Annotated in this window: 14 protein-coding genes and 1 pseudogene; 11 read left to right on the plus strand and 4 right to left on the minus strand. The window is 43.0% G+C overall.

Going from position 1 to position 20727, the window contains the following annotated elements; all coding sequences use genetic code 11:
• Both L5M17_RS14505 and L5M17_RS14510 read left to right on the plus strand, forming a co-directional pair.
• A pseudogene (locus L5M17_RS14505) lies at positions 1–231 on the plus strand (IS4 family transposase); the annotation flags it as partial.
• A 261-nt stretch (positions 232–492) separates the two neighbouring features.
• A complete protein-coding gene (locus L5M17_RS14510; RefSeq protein WP_105253122.1) occupies positions 493–1257 on the plus strand; it encodes a tRNA-uridine aminocarboxypropyltransferase in 765 nt (254 codons plus the stop codon).
• 148 nt (positions 1258–1405) lie between these two features.
• On the opposite strand, the gene L5M17_RS14515 is transcribed toward L5M17_RS14510, so the two are convergent.
• Together L5M17_RS14515 and L5M17_RS14520 are read right to left on the minus strand one after the other, a co-directional pair.
• On the minus strand, positions 1406–3463 hold the full coding sequence (locus L5M17_RS14515; RefSeq protein WP_263148237.1) for a PhoX family protein: 2058 nt from the start codon (positions 3461–3463) through the stop codon (positions 1406–1408).
• Positions 3464–3884: 421 nt separating this feature from the next.
• Positions 3885–5000 (minus strand): tyrosine-type recombinase/integrase, encoded by a 1116-nt coding sequence (locus tag L5M17_RS14520; protein ID WP_105252541.1) that lies wholly within the window; start codon positions 4998–5000, stop codon positions 3885–3887.
• A gap of 590 nt (positions 5001–5590) precedes the next feature.
• On the opposite strand from L5M17_RS14520, the gene L5M17_RS14525 reads away from it, so the two are divergent.
• The 4 genes from L5M17_RS14525 to L5M17_RS14540 all read left to right on the plus strand — a co-directional run bounded on the left by L5M17_RS14525 (position 5591) and on the right by L5M17_RS14540 (position 9228).
• Complete coding sequence (locus L5M17_RS14525) at positions 5591–6118, plus strand: hypothetical protein (protein ID WP_263148238.1); 528 nt, start codon at positions 5591–5593, stop codon at positions 6116–6118.
• Between the two features lie 167 nt (positions 6119–6285).
• The gene (locus L5M17_RS14530) at positions 6286–6624 is read left to right on the plus strand and encodes a hypothetical protein (RefSeq protein ID WP_105252539.1); all 339 of its coding nucleotides are present in this window, start codon (positions 6286–6288) and stop codon (positions 6622–6624) included.
• Between the two features lie 347 nt (positions 6625–6971).
• Positions 6972–8960: an ATP-dependent DNA helicase RecQ gene (locus L5M17_RS14535; protein ID WP_263148240.1), complete on the plus strand. Its 1989-nt coding sequence runs from the start codon at positions 6972–6974 to the stop codon at positions 8958–8960.
• The gene (locus L5M17_RS14540) at positions 8953–9228 is read left to right on the plus strand and encodes a hypothetical protein (protein ID WP_028759892.1); all 276 of its coding nucleotides are present in this window, start codon (positions 8953–8955) and stop codon (positions 9226–9228) included. Before L5M17_RS14535 ends, L5M17_RS14540 begins: the two co-directional genes overlap by 8 nt.
• 86 nt (positions 9229–9314) lie before the next feature.
• Here the strand turns inward: L5M17_RS14540 and eco are convergent, their stop codons facing one another.
• Positions 9315–9866 (minus strand): serine protease inhibitor ecotin, encoded by a 552-nt coding sequence (gene eco, locus L5M17_RS14545; RefSeq protein WP_028759893.1) that lies wholly within the window; start codon positions 9864–9866, stop codon positions 9315–9317.
• Positions 9867–10507: 641 nt separating this feature from the next.
• On the opposite strand from eco, the gene L5M17_RS14550 reads away from it, so the two are divergent.
• The 5 genes from L5M17_RS14550 to L5M17_RS14570 all read left to right on the plus strand — a co-directional run bounded on the left by L5M17_RS14550 (position 10508) and on the right by L5M17_RS14570 (position 17714).
• Positions 10508–11818: a cation diffusion facilitator family transporter gene (locus L5M17_RS14550; protein WP_263148243.1), complete on the plus strand. Its 1311-nt coding sequence runs from the start codon at positions 10508–10510 to the stop codon at positions 11816–11818.
• Positions 11819–12298, plus strand: a complete 480-nt coding sequence (locus tag L5M17_RS14555; RefSeq protein WP_173244777.1) for a MarR family winged helix-turn-helix transcriptional regulator — start codon at positions 11819–11821, stop codon at positions 12296–12298.
• A gap of 211 nt (positions 12299–12509) precedes the next feature.
• The gene (locus L5M17_RS14560; protein WP_263148244.1) at positions 12510–14603 is read left to right on the plus strand and encodes a prolyl oligopeptidase family serine peptidase; all 2094 of its coding nucleotides are present in this window, start codon (positions 12510–12512) and stop codon (positions 14601–14603) included.
• Between the two features lie 268 nt (positions 14604–14871).
• Positions 14872–16497 carry a phosphoethanolamine transferase gene (locus L5M17_RS14565; protein WP_219234141.1) on the plus strand — a complete coding sequence of 542 codons (1626 nt, stop codon included), beginning with the start codon at positions 14872–14874 and terminating at the stop codon, positions 16495–16497.
• 188 nt (positions 16498–16685) lie between these two features.
• Entirely contained in the window at positions 16686–17714 is a 1029-nt protein-coding gene (locus tag L5M17_RS14570; protein WP_263148247.1) for a GGDEF domain-containing protein, read from the plus strand.
• Between the two features lie 131 nt (positions 17715–17845).
• On the opposite strand, the gene L5M17_RS14575 is transcribed toward L5M17_RS14570, so the two are convergent.
• Positions 17846–20551: an acetate--CoA ligase family protein gene (locus L5M17_RS14575; RefSeq protein ID WP_263148267.1), complete on the minus strand. Its 2706-nt coding sequence runs from the start codon at positions 20549–20551 to the stop codon at positions 17846–17848.
• Between the last annotated feature and the right edge of the window lie 176 nt (positions 20552–20727).

Below are 20727 nucleotides of genomic sequence, written 5' to 3' on the forward strand. Positions count from 1 at the left end.
TTCAATGCCTGTTGGTTGTGGCTAGTTGGTTTACACGCACAGCAACAGGGCTGGGATAAGCATTTTCAGGCCAATACCATTGGGCATCGAACGGTACTCTCAACGATTCGCTTGGGATTGGAGGTACTCAGGCGGCCTGATTATCAAATCACGGAGAAAGAATTGCTGGCGGCCTGGGTATTATTCGCCAATCAGTTGCTCAAATATGGCTATGCTATGGCTGATTTATGAGGGGATCCTTCAGTACTAAGTGGTAACACAGATTAATACATTACAGTTGTTTTAAGAGATAATTGCTCTGTGCTCTTAAATTATCTCACTGGCGTTAGGCTGCATATGAAACCATCAACCACTGACACCGGCCTTTTATCACGATAATGTATTACGCGATTGCACCATTGATGGCCAAGGGATAAACTGCGCCACCGCGATAAAAAAGTGCTAAATGATGTGGTCGCGATCCTTAATAAGTTTGATAGAGAATTGGTTTTTATGGCTTTAGCCCCCCATGCAGTGCACCATTTATATCAGTACCGTAAGTCTATTTCGACTAAACCCTTTGGTGCCCGCGGTAAAAAACTGATCCGCTGTCCATTATGCCTCTTAGGTGAGCAGTTCTGTACCTGTGCGCTACGCCGTCAGTTAGATACTCACGCCAGTTTCCTGCTGATTATGTATAACGATGAGGTGTTAAAGCCGACTAATAGCGGACGACTCATAGCGGATCTTATTCCTGATACCCACGCCTATATTTGGTCACGTACAGAACCTGAAGCTGAGTTGCTTGCTTTGCTTAATTCGCCGCAATATCAACCCTATTTAGTGTTTCCTGCCCAGTATGCAGAGCAAGGGCAAACCGTACTGAACCAAGTGCCAATGTCGACATTGGCCGAAGGTAAACGGCCGCTGCTTGTTCTGCTTGATGGCAGTTGGCGTGAAGCGATTAAAATGTTCCGTAAGAGCCCTTACTTACACTCACTGCCGTTGCTTTCCTTCGATCCCGACACGTTTGCGACCTATGCATTGCGTAAAGGTAGTCATGATTTTCAACTTGGTACCGCCGAGGTGGCATCATTGGCTTTAGGAGCGATTGGCGAAGCGGCTAATGGCAAAGCCTTAAGTACTTGGTTTGATTTGTTTGTTGAATCTTCCTTACTTGGCCGCAATCGCCGTTGCCGTGAGGACCTTCTGCCAATTACAGATTTTACCGATGCTTTTGAACTGGCCTTTGAACAAGCAAGTCGTAGTAAGAGTTAATCGATGTTGGATTTAATCTATTTTGAAAAAGGCTAGTTAACTATCTTCTTAAATAAAAAATCCCCTACAGTGAGGGGATTTGTTATGTGTAGCAATTAACTTATAGGAACTTCATATTTAAGAAGATACCTCGCACAAGCATAATTGTTTATACCGCGACTTCTTTACCATCTAACTTACGGATAACGACCGTAGCGGCGCGAGGGCGTAATGTCGTGCCCGCAGGCGTTTTTTCAGCGGCATTGGACGAATAAGGCCAATTACCGGGATGCTGAATGTTAGCAAAAACAGATGTGTAATCAGGGCTAATAGCAAAACCCGTAACCTCACAGTCGTTTGGTCCAACAAAGAAACGCTTTAATTCCATTTGGTTATCAGCCGTTACGCCGAGCTGTTTCTCTTGGCCATCAACAAGCGTTGAAGGCACTATTGCTAGCATCTGATCGTTGGTTTCTTCTGCGACCTCCTTGGCTCCATTGTCGGTTTGAACCCACAAAATACCGCGTTGATCGAAGGCTAAACCGTCTGGGCTGGCAAATTGGTTAAGATCTGTTAGGCCTGATAAGTTTGTCTCTGCGTTACCATCACTTGGTGATCCAAATACGAAGATATCCCATGTAAATTCAGTATCTTTGTCACTTTCATCCCAACGAATAATATGGCCAAAGTGGTTTTTCAATCTTGGGTTCGCTGGATTGGTTTCAGTTCGTTTCGAGTTGTTGGTCAGGGTCAAATAAATTGAACCTGTGAAAGGATCGACAGCACACCATTCAGGGCGATCCATAGGTGTTGCACCAACAAGATCCGCTGCGCCTGCTGTGTTCAAAATAATCTCGGCTAAGCTAGCGAAAGTATTCCCTAGGGTTTTTCCGTCCGTAGTCTGGCTATCTAAGGTTAAAGGCAACCAAACACCACCACCATTTGCATTAAACTTAGCTGCATATAAAGTACCTTCATTCATATACTTATCGCCAGTTTGTATGCGATTGCTGCTGTCAGCATCTTTTGCATCCCACGCCGCGGCCGAGACAAATTTATAGAGGTATTCGAATTGTGAATCGTGGCCAGAATAGAATACTACTGGCTTACCTTCGGTTAACTTGCCAAAGGTACAACCTTCATGGCGGAAACGACCAAGCGCGGTACGTTTTACTGCGCGCGATGTTGGATTGAAAGGGTCAATTTCAACAATATAACCGTGACCATTCGCTTCATTACGATAGTCATCTTGAGCACTTGCACCTTTTGGTGTGACATCAAAACGCGCGAATTCATCGAGACGTTCCTCATCATGACCTGCAAGATCATCCCAGCCATAACGTGTGCTGGTTTTGCTGATCCCAATGCGATTTTGCTCGGCAGTTAACGTACCACGGTTTGCGAAGTAGCCTGGCCAGTTTTCTTCACAGGTTAAATAAGTGCCCCAAGGCGTGTAACCATTGCCGCAGTTATTTAATGTACCGCGAGCCTGACTACCGTCGGGAGAGTAGCGGGTTTCGAGTAGAGAAGAGTAGGCGAGAGGACCGCTAATATCCATTACAGTTGCACCGGTGAATCGGCGGTTATGGTTATCATTGCTAACCACTTCCCATTGATTATTAACCAGTTTTATACGTACAACCGATACGCCATGGGCGTTGATTTCTTTACGTACCTCATCGATAATCGTGCGCAAACCTGAAGTAGGATCAAAAGTTTGTCCTGCAGGATGTAATGCAACTTCATCAATATATTCATGGTTAATGCAAAGTAAACCGTCATTACCCGTATCATTTAATGGAAAGAAATGCATGCCATCGTGGTGCATACCGACTGAGTTCGCTTGGTCATCGGCAGTGTTACTACCATCACTTTTCCATGGTGCTGCTTTTGCATTTAATGGCGTACCCCATGGTGCAAGTACCTGCGCTGTATAGCCTTCTGGCACAACGACGGCATCTAAACGAGAACCCGCAACTGACGTAAAGTTTAGCTTGGCGGTACTTTTTGTTGGTGGCAAAGGTGTCACAGGATCAACAGGTTTTGTAACAGGTGTGTCATCTGATCCGCAAGCAGTTAAACCTACACTGGCAAAAGCTGTCATAGCACTGAGGCCTAAACCACTTTTGACGAAGTTACGGCGAGATAAATGTTTATCCAACACTTGGTTAAATGGCTCGTTATTACTTTTATTATAAAGTGTAGGATCAAAGGTGGCCTTACTCATATATTACTCCGGCTAGTACGATGGATTAAATTTCGTGACTAAGGCTAAAGTATCAATATGACAATAAAGATGATTTTATATTACAATAATACTGCAGTGAGCAATAAACCCGATATGCTATAAAAATGTTAACCAGCAGTTTGCTATGGTCTAAGCTGCTGAGGTCAAAGTAGCTCAATTAGGATTTTTATTCTGCTATGATGTCAAATCTTGTATCCAAGATAAAAATATATAATGTGAAATTATTGTTTTAATTATTTTTAAAATTAAAAATTGGAAATAATTTTAATATAAATTACTGAATATCATTTTTATTCATAAACATGATAGATTTATATTTAACATTAAAATTGCTATTTTATTTTAGGTAAAAGACTAACTGATTCTTATCGAGTCATGATCTAGTTTAGTCTTTTGGGTTTTAGTCTCTTGGTTTTAAATAATGGCGAAGTGAGCGCGGATCGGTATGGCCAGTTCTAGCCATAATGTATAAATGATCTTTATCATTTTCATGGAGTTGAGTGACACAACCACTACGCAAACTGTGGGCACCATAAAACTTTGCAGGTAGGCCCGCTTTTGTGCAATATTTTTTAATGATGCGATAAATATCGTCTCCCGTGAGAAAACCACTATTTTTATGTAAACTTGAATTAGCTTCAGAGTGATGTTCTACTATTTGATAAGGGCGTAAATATTTCCCATCACGGGAAAGCGATCTAAATAAATGTCCATCCTCTATATTGGCGAGTGATAACCAATTTTTTACCGCGTTGAGTGCTGCAAAAGGTTCATGATCCGGCAGGTCTTTCCATTCCCGTTGACCTTGCTGATTACTCTTCGAATAAGGTAGGCGCACTTTTAGCTTATTGCGTAAAAAACTGACATATTGAACTTTTATATCTGCAAGTTCAGAACGGCGAAACCCACCTTGTAATCCTAACTGAATAATGGCTTTGTCTCTTGCTCGGGTTAATGGCTGCACTTGTTCATCGATAGCTTGAATGAGCATTTCCACTTCATCATACATAATCGGTTGTTGATCATAATCACTCACATGGCGAGATTGATTTCTGCTTAAACCGCGCATCACTCTGATCACCAGTGGATGTTCGGTAGGCGAGTGGAATCCTGCTTGAATATGATGGTAGCGAATGGCTGCCAACCTTGTGGTTAATGTTTGCTTTGAAAGTTGAACGCCAGTGCTTTCTTGGATCAGTTCTTTTTGATGACCAATAAATGAAATTACGCTTCTTGGATCTGCGGGCAGGGCCTGCAGTTGGTGTTCGGCACAATAACGGCTAAATAGACTAAAGCTCGTATTATAAACACGGCGGGTGTTGGCTGAAATTTCATATTCAGTTTCTTCGGCAGCACTTAAATAATCACTTCGAACAGATTGTGGCAGGAAAGTCTCTTCAAAAAAACGTGGCTGTTCAGCACGGTTATTATTGTGATGATCTGATCCTGTCACTCTTTCATTCGTTACATTGGTGTTATTTTGAGCATTACTATTTGTCCGGATCATTTTAGACATGCCGTTGAAGTCACCTGATATCGAATTAAGAAGGCGTAATTATACGCAAATCACGCCTACATCTACCAGTGATAATCGCCATTATCACTGGTAGAGTGCTTATTTGTTTAAATAATCTTCTTTTATCAGAGGAGGGGGCATTAAATAACATTTAGCTGGATTATTTAGTTTAAAAAACAGCCAAGATAAACCTATTCTAACAATGGCGATTAATTAAGCGGATATAAAATTAAAGGCAATGATAGTATGAAATTCGTACTTTCTCTATGCAGTGGTTTCGAACTTAGTTAGTCACAGATGCATAATTTTAAAGAATGGTTTAACCATTTTATTGGTTTTCTTGAATGGAATGCCGCTAAACTAGGCTTGCGTGTTGGGTGAAATTTAAGCTAATAACGACAACCGCTTATCGGGTTCTTAGCCTGTTATGAGTTGAGCTATTTCTGCCAAAGGCAAAATGAAGCATAAGGGATCGATTCCCAGTCAATAAAATGGTTGAACCATATATTAATACTTATCGATTTGTACTAGCATGAGGTCCCATTTATTTCATCCGCATTAAACGCATGCTTAACTAAAGAAACGTATTTATGGAACCGCAAGCTTGGATATATCAACAAGACAAACCGACAGCAGGAAGAAAATTATTATTGCTTGAGGAAGCCGAATTAATTTTTGCCTTACCCTTAATTTATCGCCTTATCAATCCTGAAGCTGTGGCATCTAAACCAGATTGGTTTTGTGACGCTGAGTTACAAACGGTTTCCTATACTAAGTTGGTGACACAACTAAATGAATTAGTCCGATTACGCAAAAAGGTACTGCGGATCGACAACGAGCTTACTAATGTAAACAAAATGCTCAATCAGTATTTTACTGATTTTGGCTGGCGTATGGTTCGCAAAGAATTATCTCAAATAAAAAAACGACAAAAAAAGTCTCATATTGAGCTGAGCAGGGATATTATTTTGAGGTTAAAACGTTATATGGCAACTCAAAAGTTAGACAGTTTTGACCAAGCCATTGATACCCTATTGTCAGAGCATAATGAAAATATTTCGCTTAATGTTTTACAGCATACTGATGAGGATGTTGTAGACGATATTGTTGATGAATAGAACAAAAAAACGCGGCTCTATGTTTTGAAGAATATGATTTTACAGTTGTTCTATTGCCTAAAATGGATTATCTAATAAGGGTAAGTTAGCCGTGACTTATCTGTGCAGACACGTAGAATTACTGTTAAGATCTTATGTTTACGACTAGATAACGTGGGGCATTAGAGATGAGTTTAAGTATTGCAAACGATAGGAAAATTGCGGTTTTATGCCGAATTGAACCTGGCTGTCTCGGACCTGATGGCGTAGATCATATTGAGGCTTTTTGTGCTTTAGCCCAGAAAGCGATGCAACATTTTGACGTCGATGTCGGCACTTGGGTGTTGATCCCAAGATATGATAAAACCTTAGAAGAGATGCAATATAGTCTTGCAAATAAGCTGCTTTCGCGTGAGCAGGCAACTAAATATTTAGTCTCTATAGGGCGTGACATTGATGGTTTTGAAGAAAGATTTCAGGACAAACTGACGTCGCTGATCAATCTATATCTTGCTAGAAAACCTTAAATGCTCAATTTATCGGAGATGTATTTTTTGCTGAGATTCATCTGATGTCTTGTTTTTTCATAGAAGATATCGGATCGAATTTTTACAAATCGGTTTTATTTTCATATTTAATTGCTGACTAAAAAATTAAATTAATTATATATTAATCATCGTGTTGCAATGAAATCTGCACCTATAATTACGCTCCTGATAAGCAGTTAAGTTGGCTTGAAAACTCAGTTGTTGCTAATTAACTCCGTAAAGTACGTCAAAATTTGCTAGACTAGTCGACTCACTTAATGCTGAATCTTTTTCTTGCGGTATGCCCGAATTTTGTGGGTGGTAAGGATAAGTGTAAAGGACGGTTGATGTTAAATCCCATTCCGGAAACCAATCCATACGTTAGTTTATTGCAGCAGGATTTCGATTTTTCTGAATTTCGCCCAGGCCAAGCACAAACGATAACACAACTTTTAGCAGGGAAGTCGAGTTTAGCGATTTTCCCGACGGGTTCTGGTAAATCCCTTTGTTATCAATTTACAGCATTGCAGTTACCCCATTTGAGTTTAGTGATTTCGCCTTTACTCGCCTTGATGAAAGATCAGCTGGAATTTTTACAATCTAAGGGAATTCATGCGGCCAGCATAGATTCAACCTTAAGCGCCGAGCAGAGTCAGCAAGTGATGACAGATGCGCGCTCTGGCAAACTGAAAATTTTAATGGTGTCGGTGGAACGTTTCAAAAATGAACGCTTTAGGCAGTTTATTCAATCGGTTCCGTTGTCTATGCTGGTCGTAGATGAGGCACATTGTATTTCAGAATGGGGTCACAATTTTCGGCCTGATTATCTTAAATTACCTGATTATCGGCGCGAGCTTGAGATCCCGCTGGTATTGTTACTAACGGCCACTGCGACACGTAAAGTGAAACTGGATATGGCCAAGCGCTTCGATATCGCGCCCGAACACATAGTACAAACAGGATTTTATCGACCCAATTTAGATTTGACTGTTCTGCCCGTGTCGACTCAAGAGAAAAATGCCTTACTGGTTAACCAGATAACATCATTCTCAGGTGCTGGTATTGTGTATGTGACGTTACAGCAAACCGCCGAAATAGTCGCACGACTCTTGAGCCAACAAGGCATAGTCGCCAGTGCCTATCATGCTGGATTTGAAGATGAAAAACGTCAACAAATTCAAAATGATTTTATGCAGGATAAGCTGCAAGTGGTTGTTGCTACCATCGCCTTTGGTATGGGAATAGATAAGAGCAATATCCGTTTTGTGATCCACTATGATTTGCCTAAATCCATTGAAAACTACAGTCAAGAAATCGGCAGAGCAGGGCGTGATGGTGCCTTATCCCATTGTGTGACTTTAGCCAATCTTGACGGACTCAATACCGTTGAAAATTTTGTGTATGGCGATACGCCTGAGCGAGAAGGTATAGCGCAAGTCATTGAAGCTATTCGACTTGAACAAGATTCTGGTCAGTGGGAATGTCAGCTTAATGGCGTGTCGACGGCGAGTAATATTCGCCAGTTGCCGTTAAAAACGTTACTTGTACAGCTAGAGATTCTAGGTGTGGTTAAGCCGTTATTTGCTTACTACGCCGATGTTAATTACAAATTTTTAGTGGATAAACATGTCATTCTGAGCCGCTTTAATCCAGAGCGGCAGGCGTTTTTGACGCAAATTTTTAATCATACGCAGATGAAGAAAATATGGGGCGCGTTAGATTTTGATGCCTTGTACAGTGCGACGGGCCATGAACGCAGTCGCGTGTTGGCCGCGCTGGAATATTTAGCAGAACATCAGTTAATTGAATTAGAAACCAAACGAATTACCGATGTGTATCGGGTGGATGTTGCCGCATTAGCGCGTCCGGAACTCATCGATGAGCTATACCATTATTTTATCGATAAAGAGCAGAAAGAAATTGCGCGAATAGCGCAGTTAGTCCGCTTTTTTGAGCTTGAGACGTGCTTAAGCCACAATTTATCCCGTTATTTTGATGATAATGAGACGCCGGCTGTCTGCGGTCATTGCAGTGTCTGCCGCGGTTATTTCGCTAAGTTGAGTTATTCAACGGAACCGACTTGGCCGACAGATCAGCAGATATTGGCTGATTTACATGAGTTGAAGCACCATTTAACGGCCAAAGGCATAGATGCTTTATCACTTGATACCTATTGTCGTTGCCTCGCTGGCATGTCAGTTCCTTTGGTGAGTCGTTTTCAAGTGCGTAAGTTGAGTGGTTTCGGCCGCTGTGAAAAATTGAGATATGCTGAAATTAAACAGAAAGTTGAGTCACTGTTGTCGCAACTAGATGATAAAAGAGTTGAACATGAATAAGGCCGTAAAAAAGATGTTAGCCACCCATGAACATTTGGTTCACTCTGAAGGTGTGACTGTGGTTTCGCATATGCAAAGGGAAAAGGCGGAGTGGATACAACATACTGTTATGATTGAAGATTGTGACGTGCCGTTTAAATTTAGACGGGTCAAAAAGTATCGTAATCTGCAAGGGCAAAAGATCAATGTCATCTATTACCCAGAGACAGAAACTGTGGCAGGTTTTGAAATAGAAATTATGCAAGTCGTTAGAATTAAACGATTCTAGTTAATGCGCTTCGAGTCTTTGCTTTTATCAATCAGCAAAGACTCGAAGCGCATTTGATTGATGACGCAAGAGTTAAATTTGGCTATTTACTTGGAATATTGATAGGTTGAATCTACTTTCCAAGTTCTGAAACGCAGTTCAGCGCCTTCTGGTAGATAAAACACCTTAGGCAAGCGACTGTCATAGCGCATTTTTAGTTCACCCGGAATACGTACAAAAGCTTCTTTCTTCGCCAATTCGAAACAGGCCATCATAGTGCTTGGGCCTTCAGCGATTTCATCCACTTGATAGTAGTTATAACCCCAACCTTGCACTGTCAGTTCCTTCAATTCCCCGTTTAATCCATGCTTATTGCAATCAACCATTTGAGTCTGACCAATTTGGATTTCGACCATGTAGTCATCTTCGTTTTCTAATTTAGGTAAACTTAAAATGTGCTGCACCATACCTGCTGCCGGAGCAGGGAACATCTTAGTGGCTTCCTGTGCGCTGTAATCTTTTGGATCGAAACGTTGAATACTGATCATAGGCGCATTTAACCCTGTTGGATGTGGTGGGCTCACCGCCGCGGCATTGAATGACAATAGTGCAAATGCAAGGGGAACAGTGCTAACGCTAAATAAGGTCTTCAATTTCATTTTGTTTCTCCTAATCGAACTGAATTGATGTCGATAAATTTGTCTGTGTTCTGCTCCCTATAAACGCAGCAGAGGTAAAAAAGGGTTAAATTATTCAATAAAAAATCGATTTTTTATTCAAATAATCTTTATCAATCTGAATAATAAGGGTTAATTACACTTTCCAATGACTTATTTTGTTAAGTTCGCAGCTATTTCAATTCTTTGCTGTGGCTGTTTTATGACTCATATCATGCGAAAAATATACGAAATAGCCTAGATAAAAACCTTAAAACTTGGATTTCAACTTGCACTGAAAAGCCACCGCTGTGTCTGTCTATAACTGCATAAGGCTGTAATAAAGCCAATCTAACTCAGCTATGTGAGCTGTTTTTACTCATAAATCAAGCGCTAATCCATTAAACCTTGCCTGATATCCTTTGCCTAGTCTAGCTGCCTATCTTAATTTACATATCAGTGTCTCGACTGATGGCAGGAGAGCAGATGCATTATGGGGATTCAAATACACGTTTAAAAGTTTGAAAACAGTATATCTTGATAAATAGTTAATTTGATCTTCATATATTTTGATTTTCAAACTATAATTCAAGCGACGAGTTTTTCACCATTAATAGCGATAGAAATGGAGCAGGGGCCATACAATGAAATCAATGACAGCCGAGCAAGCGACAGGGCATCAAGCTACTACGGGAAGCCGCCAAGGGCACTCACTCGCCCAGTGGCAGCACGCCCATGAGTTTTCGAGTCATAACCGCGATGGCGAGAAGAACACTCGCTATGTACTGTATTTAACCGTGATCACTATGGTGGCTGAAATTGCTGCCGGAACCATCTACGGTTCTATGGCACTGCTCGCCGACGGTTGGCACATGGGAACCCATGCCGCGGCCTTTATGATCACGTTATTCGCCTATTCGTATGCCCGTAAACATGCTAACGATCCTGCATTTGCTTTCGGTACTGGCAAAGTGAGTGTGCTTGGCGGTTATACCAGCGCAATAGCGCTAGGACTTGTGGCACTGGTGATGTTAATTGAATCGGGAATGCGACTGATTAACCCTGAGCAAATCCATTTTAACGAAGCCATATTTGTGGCTGTCATAGGTTTGAGCGTTAATGTGCTGAGTGTATTTTTACTCAAAGATCACCATACCCACGACCATGGGCATCACCACGGGCACGCTCATGGTCATAGTCACGATCATGGACATCAAGATGATCATGAAGACGAGCATGCTCATCACAGCTGCGAAGCACACTCCTCCCATGACGATCACGTCCATACGGCTCATTCACATGGTGCGGGTCCACATTCACATGATGACTCACATGCACACGATGAAAGTCATCAAGATCATAACCATTGCCATCATAAACAGGAGCACCATGCTGCTGAGCATGAGCATGAGCATGAGCATGAGCATGAGCATGAGCATGAGCATGAGCATGAGCATGAGCATGAGCATAAGCATGAGCATGAGAGTCAGAAGGCACACGGTGGTCATGATCACAACCTACGCGCCGCCTATTTTCACGTATTAGCAGATGCGTTAACGTCAGTGCTCGCCATTGCGGCCTTGTTGTTTGGTAAATACATGGGACTGACTTGGCTCGATCCAGTTATGGGTATCGTGGGTGCTGTGATTATTAGTCGTTGGTCATGGGGTCTCATTCAGCAAACGAGTCCTATCTTACTTGACGGTGGTGTTAAAGCGTCATTGCAGCGTAAGGTCGTGGAAACTCTTGAGGCCGTACCGGATCATCAAGTGGCCGATTTACATCTTTGGCGAGTGAGTGCCGATCACCATGCTATTATGGTGTCTATCGTGTCCCATTCACCGAAAGATGTCAGTTATTTTAATCTGTTACTGTCACAATTTCCTGAATTGGCCCATATCACTATTGAACTCCATACTTGTCGTCAGCGCGAGTGTATGGCTAAGGAAGCCTAAATGACTGTTGAACATCATCATTCATCAAACCTGAATTTAACGACTGCTCATTCAACGGCCGCACATTCAACAGATCATGCATTAAATCATGTGATTATTGAATTTTATGAAAAGCTGTCGTCTTGGGAACACGCCATTGTGCGTGACAAAGGTTTTAGCCTATCGCAGGTGCACACCATTGAGTTACTCGGCGTGCACGGCGCTATGAGGATGAAAGAACTGGCGGATAAAATTGGTGTCACAACAGGCACACTAACGGTCCAAATCGACAAAATGGTAGAAGCTGAGTGGGTTGTACGTCGTCCCCATGAAACCGATCGTCGTTCGATTCTGGTGGAGTTAACCGAAAAGGGCCAAACTTTGTTCCTCGAACATGATGCATTACATCTACAACTCACTACAGATCTCACCGCTAAAATGAGCAGTGAGGAACGAATCGTACTGCTCAATTTGTTGTCTCGTATGAATAACGAGTTTTAATTTACCCTATTTCATCCACTAAAAAGCGTCCCTCGTGGACGCTTTTTTATAGCATGACATTTTTAAAAACGCGATTCATTCTAGATTAATCATCTGCTATTACAGTACCTTACCTTTTGTTACATTCTTGTTGGATTAATAGTTGAACTGGATATTAATTAAGGTAATGTAAGGGCAGATCTCAAGATGGACTTTGTTTAAAAGGAATAGAATGAATAATAAATTACTGCCTTGGTGCATTGCAGGAGTGCTCGGTATGAGCGGTCAACTTCACGCAGAAGAAGATAAATACATTTGGTTAGAAGATGTTGAAGGCGCAAAGCCGATGGAATGGGTGAAAACCCAAAATGCTGCATCTGCCGCCGAAATTAAAGCGTTTAAAGGTTTTGATAGCTTAGTGACGAACAGTCTCGCCATCCTGAACGATAAAGAACGCATTCCCTACGCGACCCACATTGGCGACAAGTTATACAACTTTTGGAAGGATGACACCCATGTGCGCGGTATTTACCGCCGTACTACCATGGAAGAATATGCTAAACCCGATCCCAAATGGGAAACCGTGCTTGATATCGATGCCCTAGGTAAAGCTGAATCCGTCAATTGGGTATTTAAGGATATTAGCTGTCAGTATCCCGAAAATGAGCGCTGTTTTGTCTCACTTTCCCGCGGCGGTGCCGATGCGGTGGAAGTGCGAGAATTTAACTTAAATACTAAATCCTTTGTTGCCACCAAAGATAAGCCATTCTTTTTGAAAGAAGCCAAATCAAGTCTGAGCTGGATAGATAAAGACCACGCCTTTGTCGGTACTGATTTTGGTGATGGTCAAAGCATGACTGACTCAGGTTATCCACGGGAGGTGAAACTCTGGCAACGTGGTACAGCACTCGAGCAAGCGAAACCGATTTTCACTGGCGACAAAACCTCAGTTGCTGTATCAGGCTGGGTTTTATTCGATGATAAAACGCCGCTGAGTTTAGTCACTGAGGCACATACTTTTTATACCGCCAGCCAATATGTCTATCAAGATGGCAAACTCATTGGGTTGCCATTACCTCAAGATGCTGAGATTAAAGGTTATTTTAAAGGTAAGTTATTTATTGAGTTAAAGAGCGATTTAACCAACAAAGACGGTAACTTTAAGCAAGGCGCGGTCGTGTATGCCGATGTGGCGGATCTTATCGCCCAAAAAGCCAAATTCAGTTTATTTGTGAGCCCGACTCAGACCGCATCGATAGCGCAGCTTAGTTTTAGTCAGAGTGCGATTTTCGTGAATTGGCTCGATAATGTGAAAAGCAAATTAGTGCGGTATGAGCAAGACGAAAAGGGCGCTTGGCAAAGCACCCAAGTCCCATTCGAAGCGAATGGCGCCCTGACGGTAATGGACGTTGAGCAAGACAGTGATGATTTTTTCGTGAATTACACCAGTTTTCTTGAGCCTTCAAGCCTCTATACGGTTAATGCAAAAACCTTAAATCCGAAGAAAATTAAAGGTATGCCGCAACAGTTTGCTGCGGATAAGTTTAAAACTGAGCAATACTTTGCGACGTCTAAAGATGGCACTAAAGTACCGTACTTTGTGGTGATGGCTAAGGATCTTAAGTTAGATGGCACTAATCCTACGCTACTTTATGGCTATGGTGGGTTTGAAGTCTCACTGCGTCCATCCTATTCGGCCACCATTGGCAAGAATTGGTTAGAGCAGGGCGGCGTATATGTGTTATCTAACATTCGTGGCGGTGGCGAATATGGCCCAGCTTGGCATCAAGCGGCGTTAAAGCAAAATCGACATAAAGCCTATGAGGATTTCGAGGCAATAGCGGAAGATTTGATTGCCCGTAAAATCACGTCAAGCAAACATTTAGGCATCCAAGGTGGCAGCAACGGTGGCCTGTTAATGGGGGCGGCATTTACCCGCAGGCCTGATCTGTACAACGCTGTCGTGTGCCAAGTACCTCTGCTTGACATGTTTAGATTCAATAAGTTACTCGCCGGTGCCAGCTGGATGGGCGAATATGGTAATCCGGATATTCCTGAGGAATGGGCTTACATTAAAACGTACTCTCCGTACCATAATCTGCATAAAGACGTGCATTATCCAAAGGTCTTTTTCACCACATCGACCCGTGATGATAGGGTTCACCCAGGTCACGCCCGTAAGATGGTTGCTAAGATGAAAGACATGGGAATTGATGTCTTGTACTACGAAAATATTGAAGGTGGCCACGCCGGCGCTGCAGATAATAATCAAGCTGCGGAACTTAATTCAATGGCGTTTGCCTACTTATTACAGCAATTAAGATAATTACCGCTGGGTTAGCATGAATTGTTAACTCTTCACTGGTAAAACCGAGCAAGACCCTAATAGGTTGGGGAGCAGAAAACGGTCGAACTTATTGAGGTTCGGCCGTTTTTTTAAGTTTATTATTTAATGTTAACAATACCCACAGATAATTTGAGCCATTGCCAAGAGCTTGCTACTATTGCGAAAAATTTCACTGTCAAAGGCCTAAGACTACCTTAAGAATACTAAGTTATTCTCGACAAACAACTAATTTGAGTGAGAGCTATCAGTGTTAGCAAGATTTAAGACTCTATCGGTGAATCGATTCACTTTTATCACAGCGTTATTTTACGTCTGTATTTTCAATATCCCATTGTTTGGCATCATTAAGAAAGGCATTGAAAAACAACCTGATGTCGATCCTATCTTCATCGCTACTGTGCCGTTGTTTTTAACCTTTGCACTCAGTTTTGTATTTTCCTTATTTACGGTAAAGTATCTCGTTAAACCGTTTTTCATCTTACTCACCTTGTTATCATCGAGTGTGTTCTTCGCTGCCTATCAATACAATGTCGTCTTCGATTACGGCATGATAGAAAACACTTTCCAAACCAATCATGCCGAAGCGTTCATGTATGTGAATTTTGCTTCGATAATGAATATGTTACTGACAGGGATTTTACCCGCGTACCTTATCTATAAAGCGGATATTCAGTACAAACCTTTCCTAAAAGAACTACTGCATAAAGTGCTTTTTATGCTAGCGATGTTGGCAGGACTGGGCATTATTGCTTTCTTCTATTTTCAAGATTACGCGGCCTTTGGCCGTAACAACGACGAGCTAAAACGTTACATCGTGCCGACATATTTTATCGGCGCTGTCTCTAAGTACATCAATGTGCAGTACTTGCAAACGCCAATGGAATATCAGCAACTTGGCCTCGATGCAAAAAATGTCAGTGCCAACTCAAATGGAAAACCGAATTTATTAGTCCTCGTCGTGGGGGAAACCGCGCGTTCAATGAGTTATCAGTATTATGGCTACGACAAGCCAACCAACGCTCATACCCAAGACCAAGGATTAATAGTCTTTAAAGATACCCATTCATGTGGCACGGCAACGGCGGTATCTTTGCCTTGCATGTTTTCTCGCATGGGACGGGAAGATTACGATTCACGCCGTGCCTATGCTCAAGACACCGCCGTTGATGTGTTGGATCATGGCGGTATTAAAGTGCAGTGGTTTGACAATGATTCTGGCTGTAAAGGGGTGTGTGACCAAGTTGAAAACATAACCATTGATTTGAACAGTGATCCTAAGTTGTGCACTGGCCAATATTGTTTCGACCAAGTGTTACTGAACAAATTAGATGAAGCCTTAGCCAACGCAGAACGCAAAGATACCGTGATTGTATTGCATGTCATTGGTAGTCATGGCCCAACTTATTTTTTACGTTATCCAGCAGAACACCGTAAGTTCACACCGGATTGTCAGCGCAGTGATATACAAAACTGCAGTGAAGATGAGCTGATGAACACCTATGACAATAGTATTTTGTACACTGACTATATTATTAGCGAAGTGGTTAAAAAATTAGAAAATCAACAAGATAAATTTGATCCAGCCATGTTGTATCTGAGCGATCATGGCGAGTCTTTAGGCGAAAAAGGCATGTATTTACATGGCGCGCCTTACAGTATCGCACCGATTGAGCAGACGAGCATTCCTATGCTTGCTTGGGTGTCAAAAGATTTTAGCAAAGATAATCAATTGGATATGGATTGTTTGGCTGAGCATGCGGCGAAAGGTGGTTTCTCCCATGACAATTTATTCGATAGTCTATTGGGACTAATGAATATCAAAACTGAGGTATATCAGCCTGAATTAGATATCTTTGCTCGCTGCCGCGGTTAATTGTGGACTTAATTGTCGCGAGGTTTAGCTCGTTCTAGTTGGTTCGACACCATGATGAGGAAGAGGATGGCAACATCCTCTTTTCTTTTGCTCCCTGTCATAATAATTGATTTCTCCCATATCCAAATCGAATCAGTTGGGTTAACTTAATATATACAAAAACATAACAAATCTATGGTTCGCGATTTATGTCTTCTACTGCAGAAAATAAAGAACTTGATTCTGCCGCGCAAATTTTGCGTTTGGCCGTGCCGCAAATGTCTGCCCTCGATATTCCTGTTACTCCTGAAAATTACACTGTTTGGTATGAATATTTTGCAGGTACAAATCTCGATTTAAATCGCGCGATTGATGGTTTTTTGGCGAATTCGGTCTCTTTTACCAAGGAAGTTAATACCAGTCTTTATAAAACCTTTATCCAAGAACAGTCACCAGAAGTGATTGAAAATGTTCAGATTGAAACACAAATCTTGATCAATAGCCTGTTGAATAAAATCAGCCAGTTGAGTCAAGGAACCGCGGCATTTTCTGGCTCATTAGCCGAGTTTGGTTTGCGATTACAGACTAATCCCGATATCAATACCTTGAACGAGCTGGTTGATGGTGTGGTCGATGAGATACAGATGCTACTTATCAACAACCGTGAGATGGAGCAAAGTCTGTGTACCATGGGCCAAGAAGTACAAAATCTTAAATCTGAAATGGAAAATCTTAGCCTCGCAGCGATGACAGACCAATTAACGTCTCTGCATAATCGCCGCGCCTATGAGCTGAGTATTCAGGATCAAATCTACCGTTCACAAGATCACCAGATCCGCTGTAGTCTCTTACTGATTGATATCGATAATTTTAAAGCCTTTAACGACACCTATGGTCATTTAACGGGTGATAAAGTATTGGCCTATGTCGCATTAGCCTTAAAGCAATGTGTGCGTGGGGATGACTTTGTTGCGCGTTATGGCGGCGAAGAATTTGTGGTGGTGCTACCTAACACCCATTTTCACGACGCATTGCAAGTGGCTGAAAATCTGCGTGAACGTATTTCTGAGCGGCGCTTAACGGTAGGGAAAGACAAAAAGCTTTCCCTTGGCGCGATTACTGTCTCGATTGGGATGGCCTCATTGCAACAGGGGGATGATGCTGAAACGCTGTTTAGTCGCGCCGATAAAGCACTGTACCAAGCTAAGTCCGAAGGCCGTAACTGTGTTAGAGGCTGAGAATGTGGGTGCGAGTGTCGATGTTTCAAGGCGTTAAGTATTAGCTCGGTCGCTATTTTGTTAAATAATCAATTGCTTAGGGTAAAAAACGCCGCAATGATTTGCGGCGTTTTTGTTCGTCTGGGTAGGAGCTATTGATCACTGGGCGGTTTTAAATCCATGTGCATTTTGATCAAATGTTCCTCCATATCGAAGGTCACTTTAAAACCGAGACTCTTGGCAAGACTGGCCATATTGCGATTCTCAAACATGGTAAAGCCGGTGAGCACGGGCGTGTCGTTGGCCTGATAATATTTGATCAATTTTTCGAGTAACAATTTGCCTAACCCTATACCTTGATGATCGCCACGCACCGCCATGGCAAACTCGGCCTCGGTATTATCAGGGTCAATAGATGCACGCACGGCACCTAAAGTGATGTCATCGCCATCGGGTCCCTTAGCCGTGGCGATAAAGGCCATCTCACGGGCGTAATCGATTTGAGTTAATACCGCCATTTCTTCATGGGTCATTTTCGAGCGCACCCCAAAATAACGTTTGTATCTGTCTTCATCGGATAACGAATTATCGAAGGCCAAATGTTTAGGCTCATCTTCGGGCAAAATCGGCCTTAGCATTACCTTAAGGCCATTTTTAAGCTCAGCGAATTCTTCTAATTCCTTCGGATAGGGCATGATGGCCATCCGCGATGAACTGTCGGCATTGGCATCATGCAAACGGATATTCACATCGAGCAGAGTGATGTTTTCACCCGCGGCCAGTACTGGGTTTAAATCTAACGAGGCGATTTCAGGGCAATCGATAATAATATGGGATATTTGCGTTAACATCACGCACAGGGCATTCATGTCTAGGCCCAGTGGTAAATGTCTGTCTTTTAACTTATGGGTCTTTAACGCTTGGATCACCATATAACGCGCCAGTGCCATATTCAGGGGAGGCAGGGCAACGGCAGCATCATTGGTGGGGTCCCATTCTGAGCCACCTTCGCCAAGGCAAATCGCCGGACCAAAGACGGGATCGCTTATCACGGCCACGCGGATTTCCTGCGCGCCAGCGGTCAACGCCATTTTCTGCACTATCATGCCTTCAATAATGGCTTCGGGATTGGCTTGATGCACCCTCTGAGTAATCGCATTCGCGGCGTGGTGGATATCTTCAGCCGAGGTTAAATTGAGCATCACTCCGTGCACATCGGACTTATGCAAGATGTTAGGGGATTGCACTTTTAACGCTAAGGGATAGCCCGCTTCATTCGCAATGGCCACCGCTTCATCGGCATCTTTCACAAACCAAGTGTCTATGGTGTTAAGCCCATAAGCACGCAAAATAGGGCTGGCCTCATGGGTTTCCAGTACCGATTTTCCTTTAGCTTGAGCCGCTTGCAGTAATTTGCGCGCCGTGAGGCTATCTGTCGGAATATTATCGGGGATCGATTGCGGCACTTCTTGCAGCAGTTTTTGGTTACGACGGTATTCAACCATGTGCATAAAAGCACCCACAGCACCTTCGGGTGTACGGTAGGTGGATATACCGCCCTTAGTGAAGCGTTTTCGTGCCTGATAAGCCGAGTCTTCACCGCTCCAGTTAGTCAAAATATTGAGGCGATTCTTTTTGGGATGCGCGTGGATCACACTCACCAAAGCATCAGCTATCTCAACACTTTCACCGAGTGCTGAAGGGGAGTGCAAGACCAAAATAGCGTCAAGTTCATTGGAATCCATCAAGATAGTCAAAGCTTTAGCATATCGTGATGCGTTCGCATCACCAATAATATCAATGGGATTTTGCCTTGACCAAGTATTCGGTAACACAGCTTCTAATTTGGCTATGGTATCTTCTGATAACTCCGCCAGTTTACCGCCGCGCATAATGAGTTCATCCACAGCTAACACCGCGGGGCCGCCACCATTACTGATAATCCCTAAGCGCTCACCTTGCAGCGGATTGGAATGCGCTAAACTTTCAACCGCGGCAAACAGTTCAATTAAATCGTTAACCCGCAACATACCTGCACGGCGAAACGCCGCTTCATACACTGCATCGTTACCGCCAACACCGCCCGTATGCAATTTTGCGGCGCGGGCACCTTCGGCGCTACGGCCCGATTTAATCACTAGAATTGGTTTATTGCGTGAAGCGGCTCGAGCGGCCGAGAGGAAATGGCGCTTCTCATTCACCGAGTCGATATAAAGCATGATGGCGCTGGTGCGGCTATCGCGGCCGAGGTAATCGAGCAGTTCGTCAAAGTTAATGTCGGTGGCATCACCGAGGGAGATAAAGGAGGAAAAGCCAATACCTTTGTTATTGGCCCAATCGAGTACCGTTGTACAAATAGCTGCCGATTGAGACACAAAGGCTATTTTGCCCGGTAGGGCGCTGGCGTGGGCTAAGCTGGCGTTTAATCCCAATGGGGGTAATAGCATTCCTAAGCTATTTGGCCCCAGAATGCGCATCCCGTAACGCTTAGCATTTTGCATGGCAAGGTCGAGCAGGCTCACGCCATCTTCGTTAAATTCCTGCGCCATCCCTGCTGCCATAATAATGGCCACCTTACAGCCAAATTGCGCAAGGGTTTCAACGATGGCGGGCACACGGCAAGCGCGGGTACAAATAACCGCTAAATCCGGTTTGATGGGTAAGGCTTCAATATTGGGATAGGCGAGCACACCCATCACTGCCCGATACTTAGGGGTGACTGGCATGATAGGCCCAGAAAAACCACTCGATAGTAGGTTTTTCATCAGCACATTACCCGCGCGTTTTTCGGTATTCGAAGCGCCGATAATGGCAACGGAAGTCGGTTTAAATAAAGAGTTTAATGTACGTTGACTCATAAGCGATTCCATCCCAATCCATGACGCTTCCAGTGTAACCTAGGGTATGAGGACTGCACAGTTAAGTTTCTGGTTCCATTAAGACAAGTTTATTAGCAAATCATGAATTTACGGCAATTTACTGAGAATTAGCGCTCAATGCTGAGGATTTATATCGCGATAACTGCATTTTCCGC

It is taken from the genome of Shewanella sp. SW24, from assembly GCF_025653395.1.
GTDB classification, from domain to species: domain Bacteria; phylum Pseudomonadota; class Gammaproteobacteria; order Enterobacterales; family Shewanellaceae; genus Shewanella; species Shewanella oncorhynchi.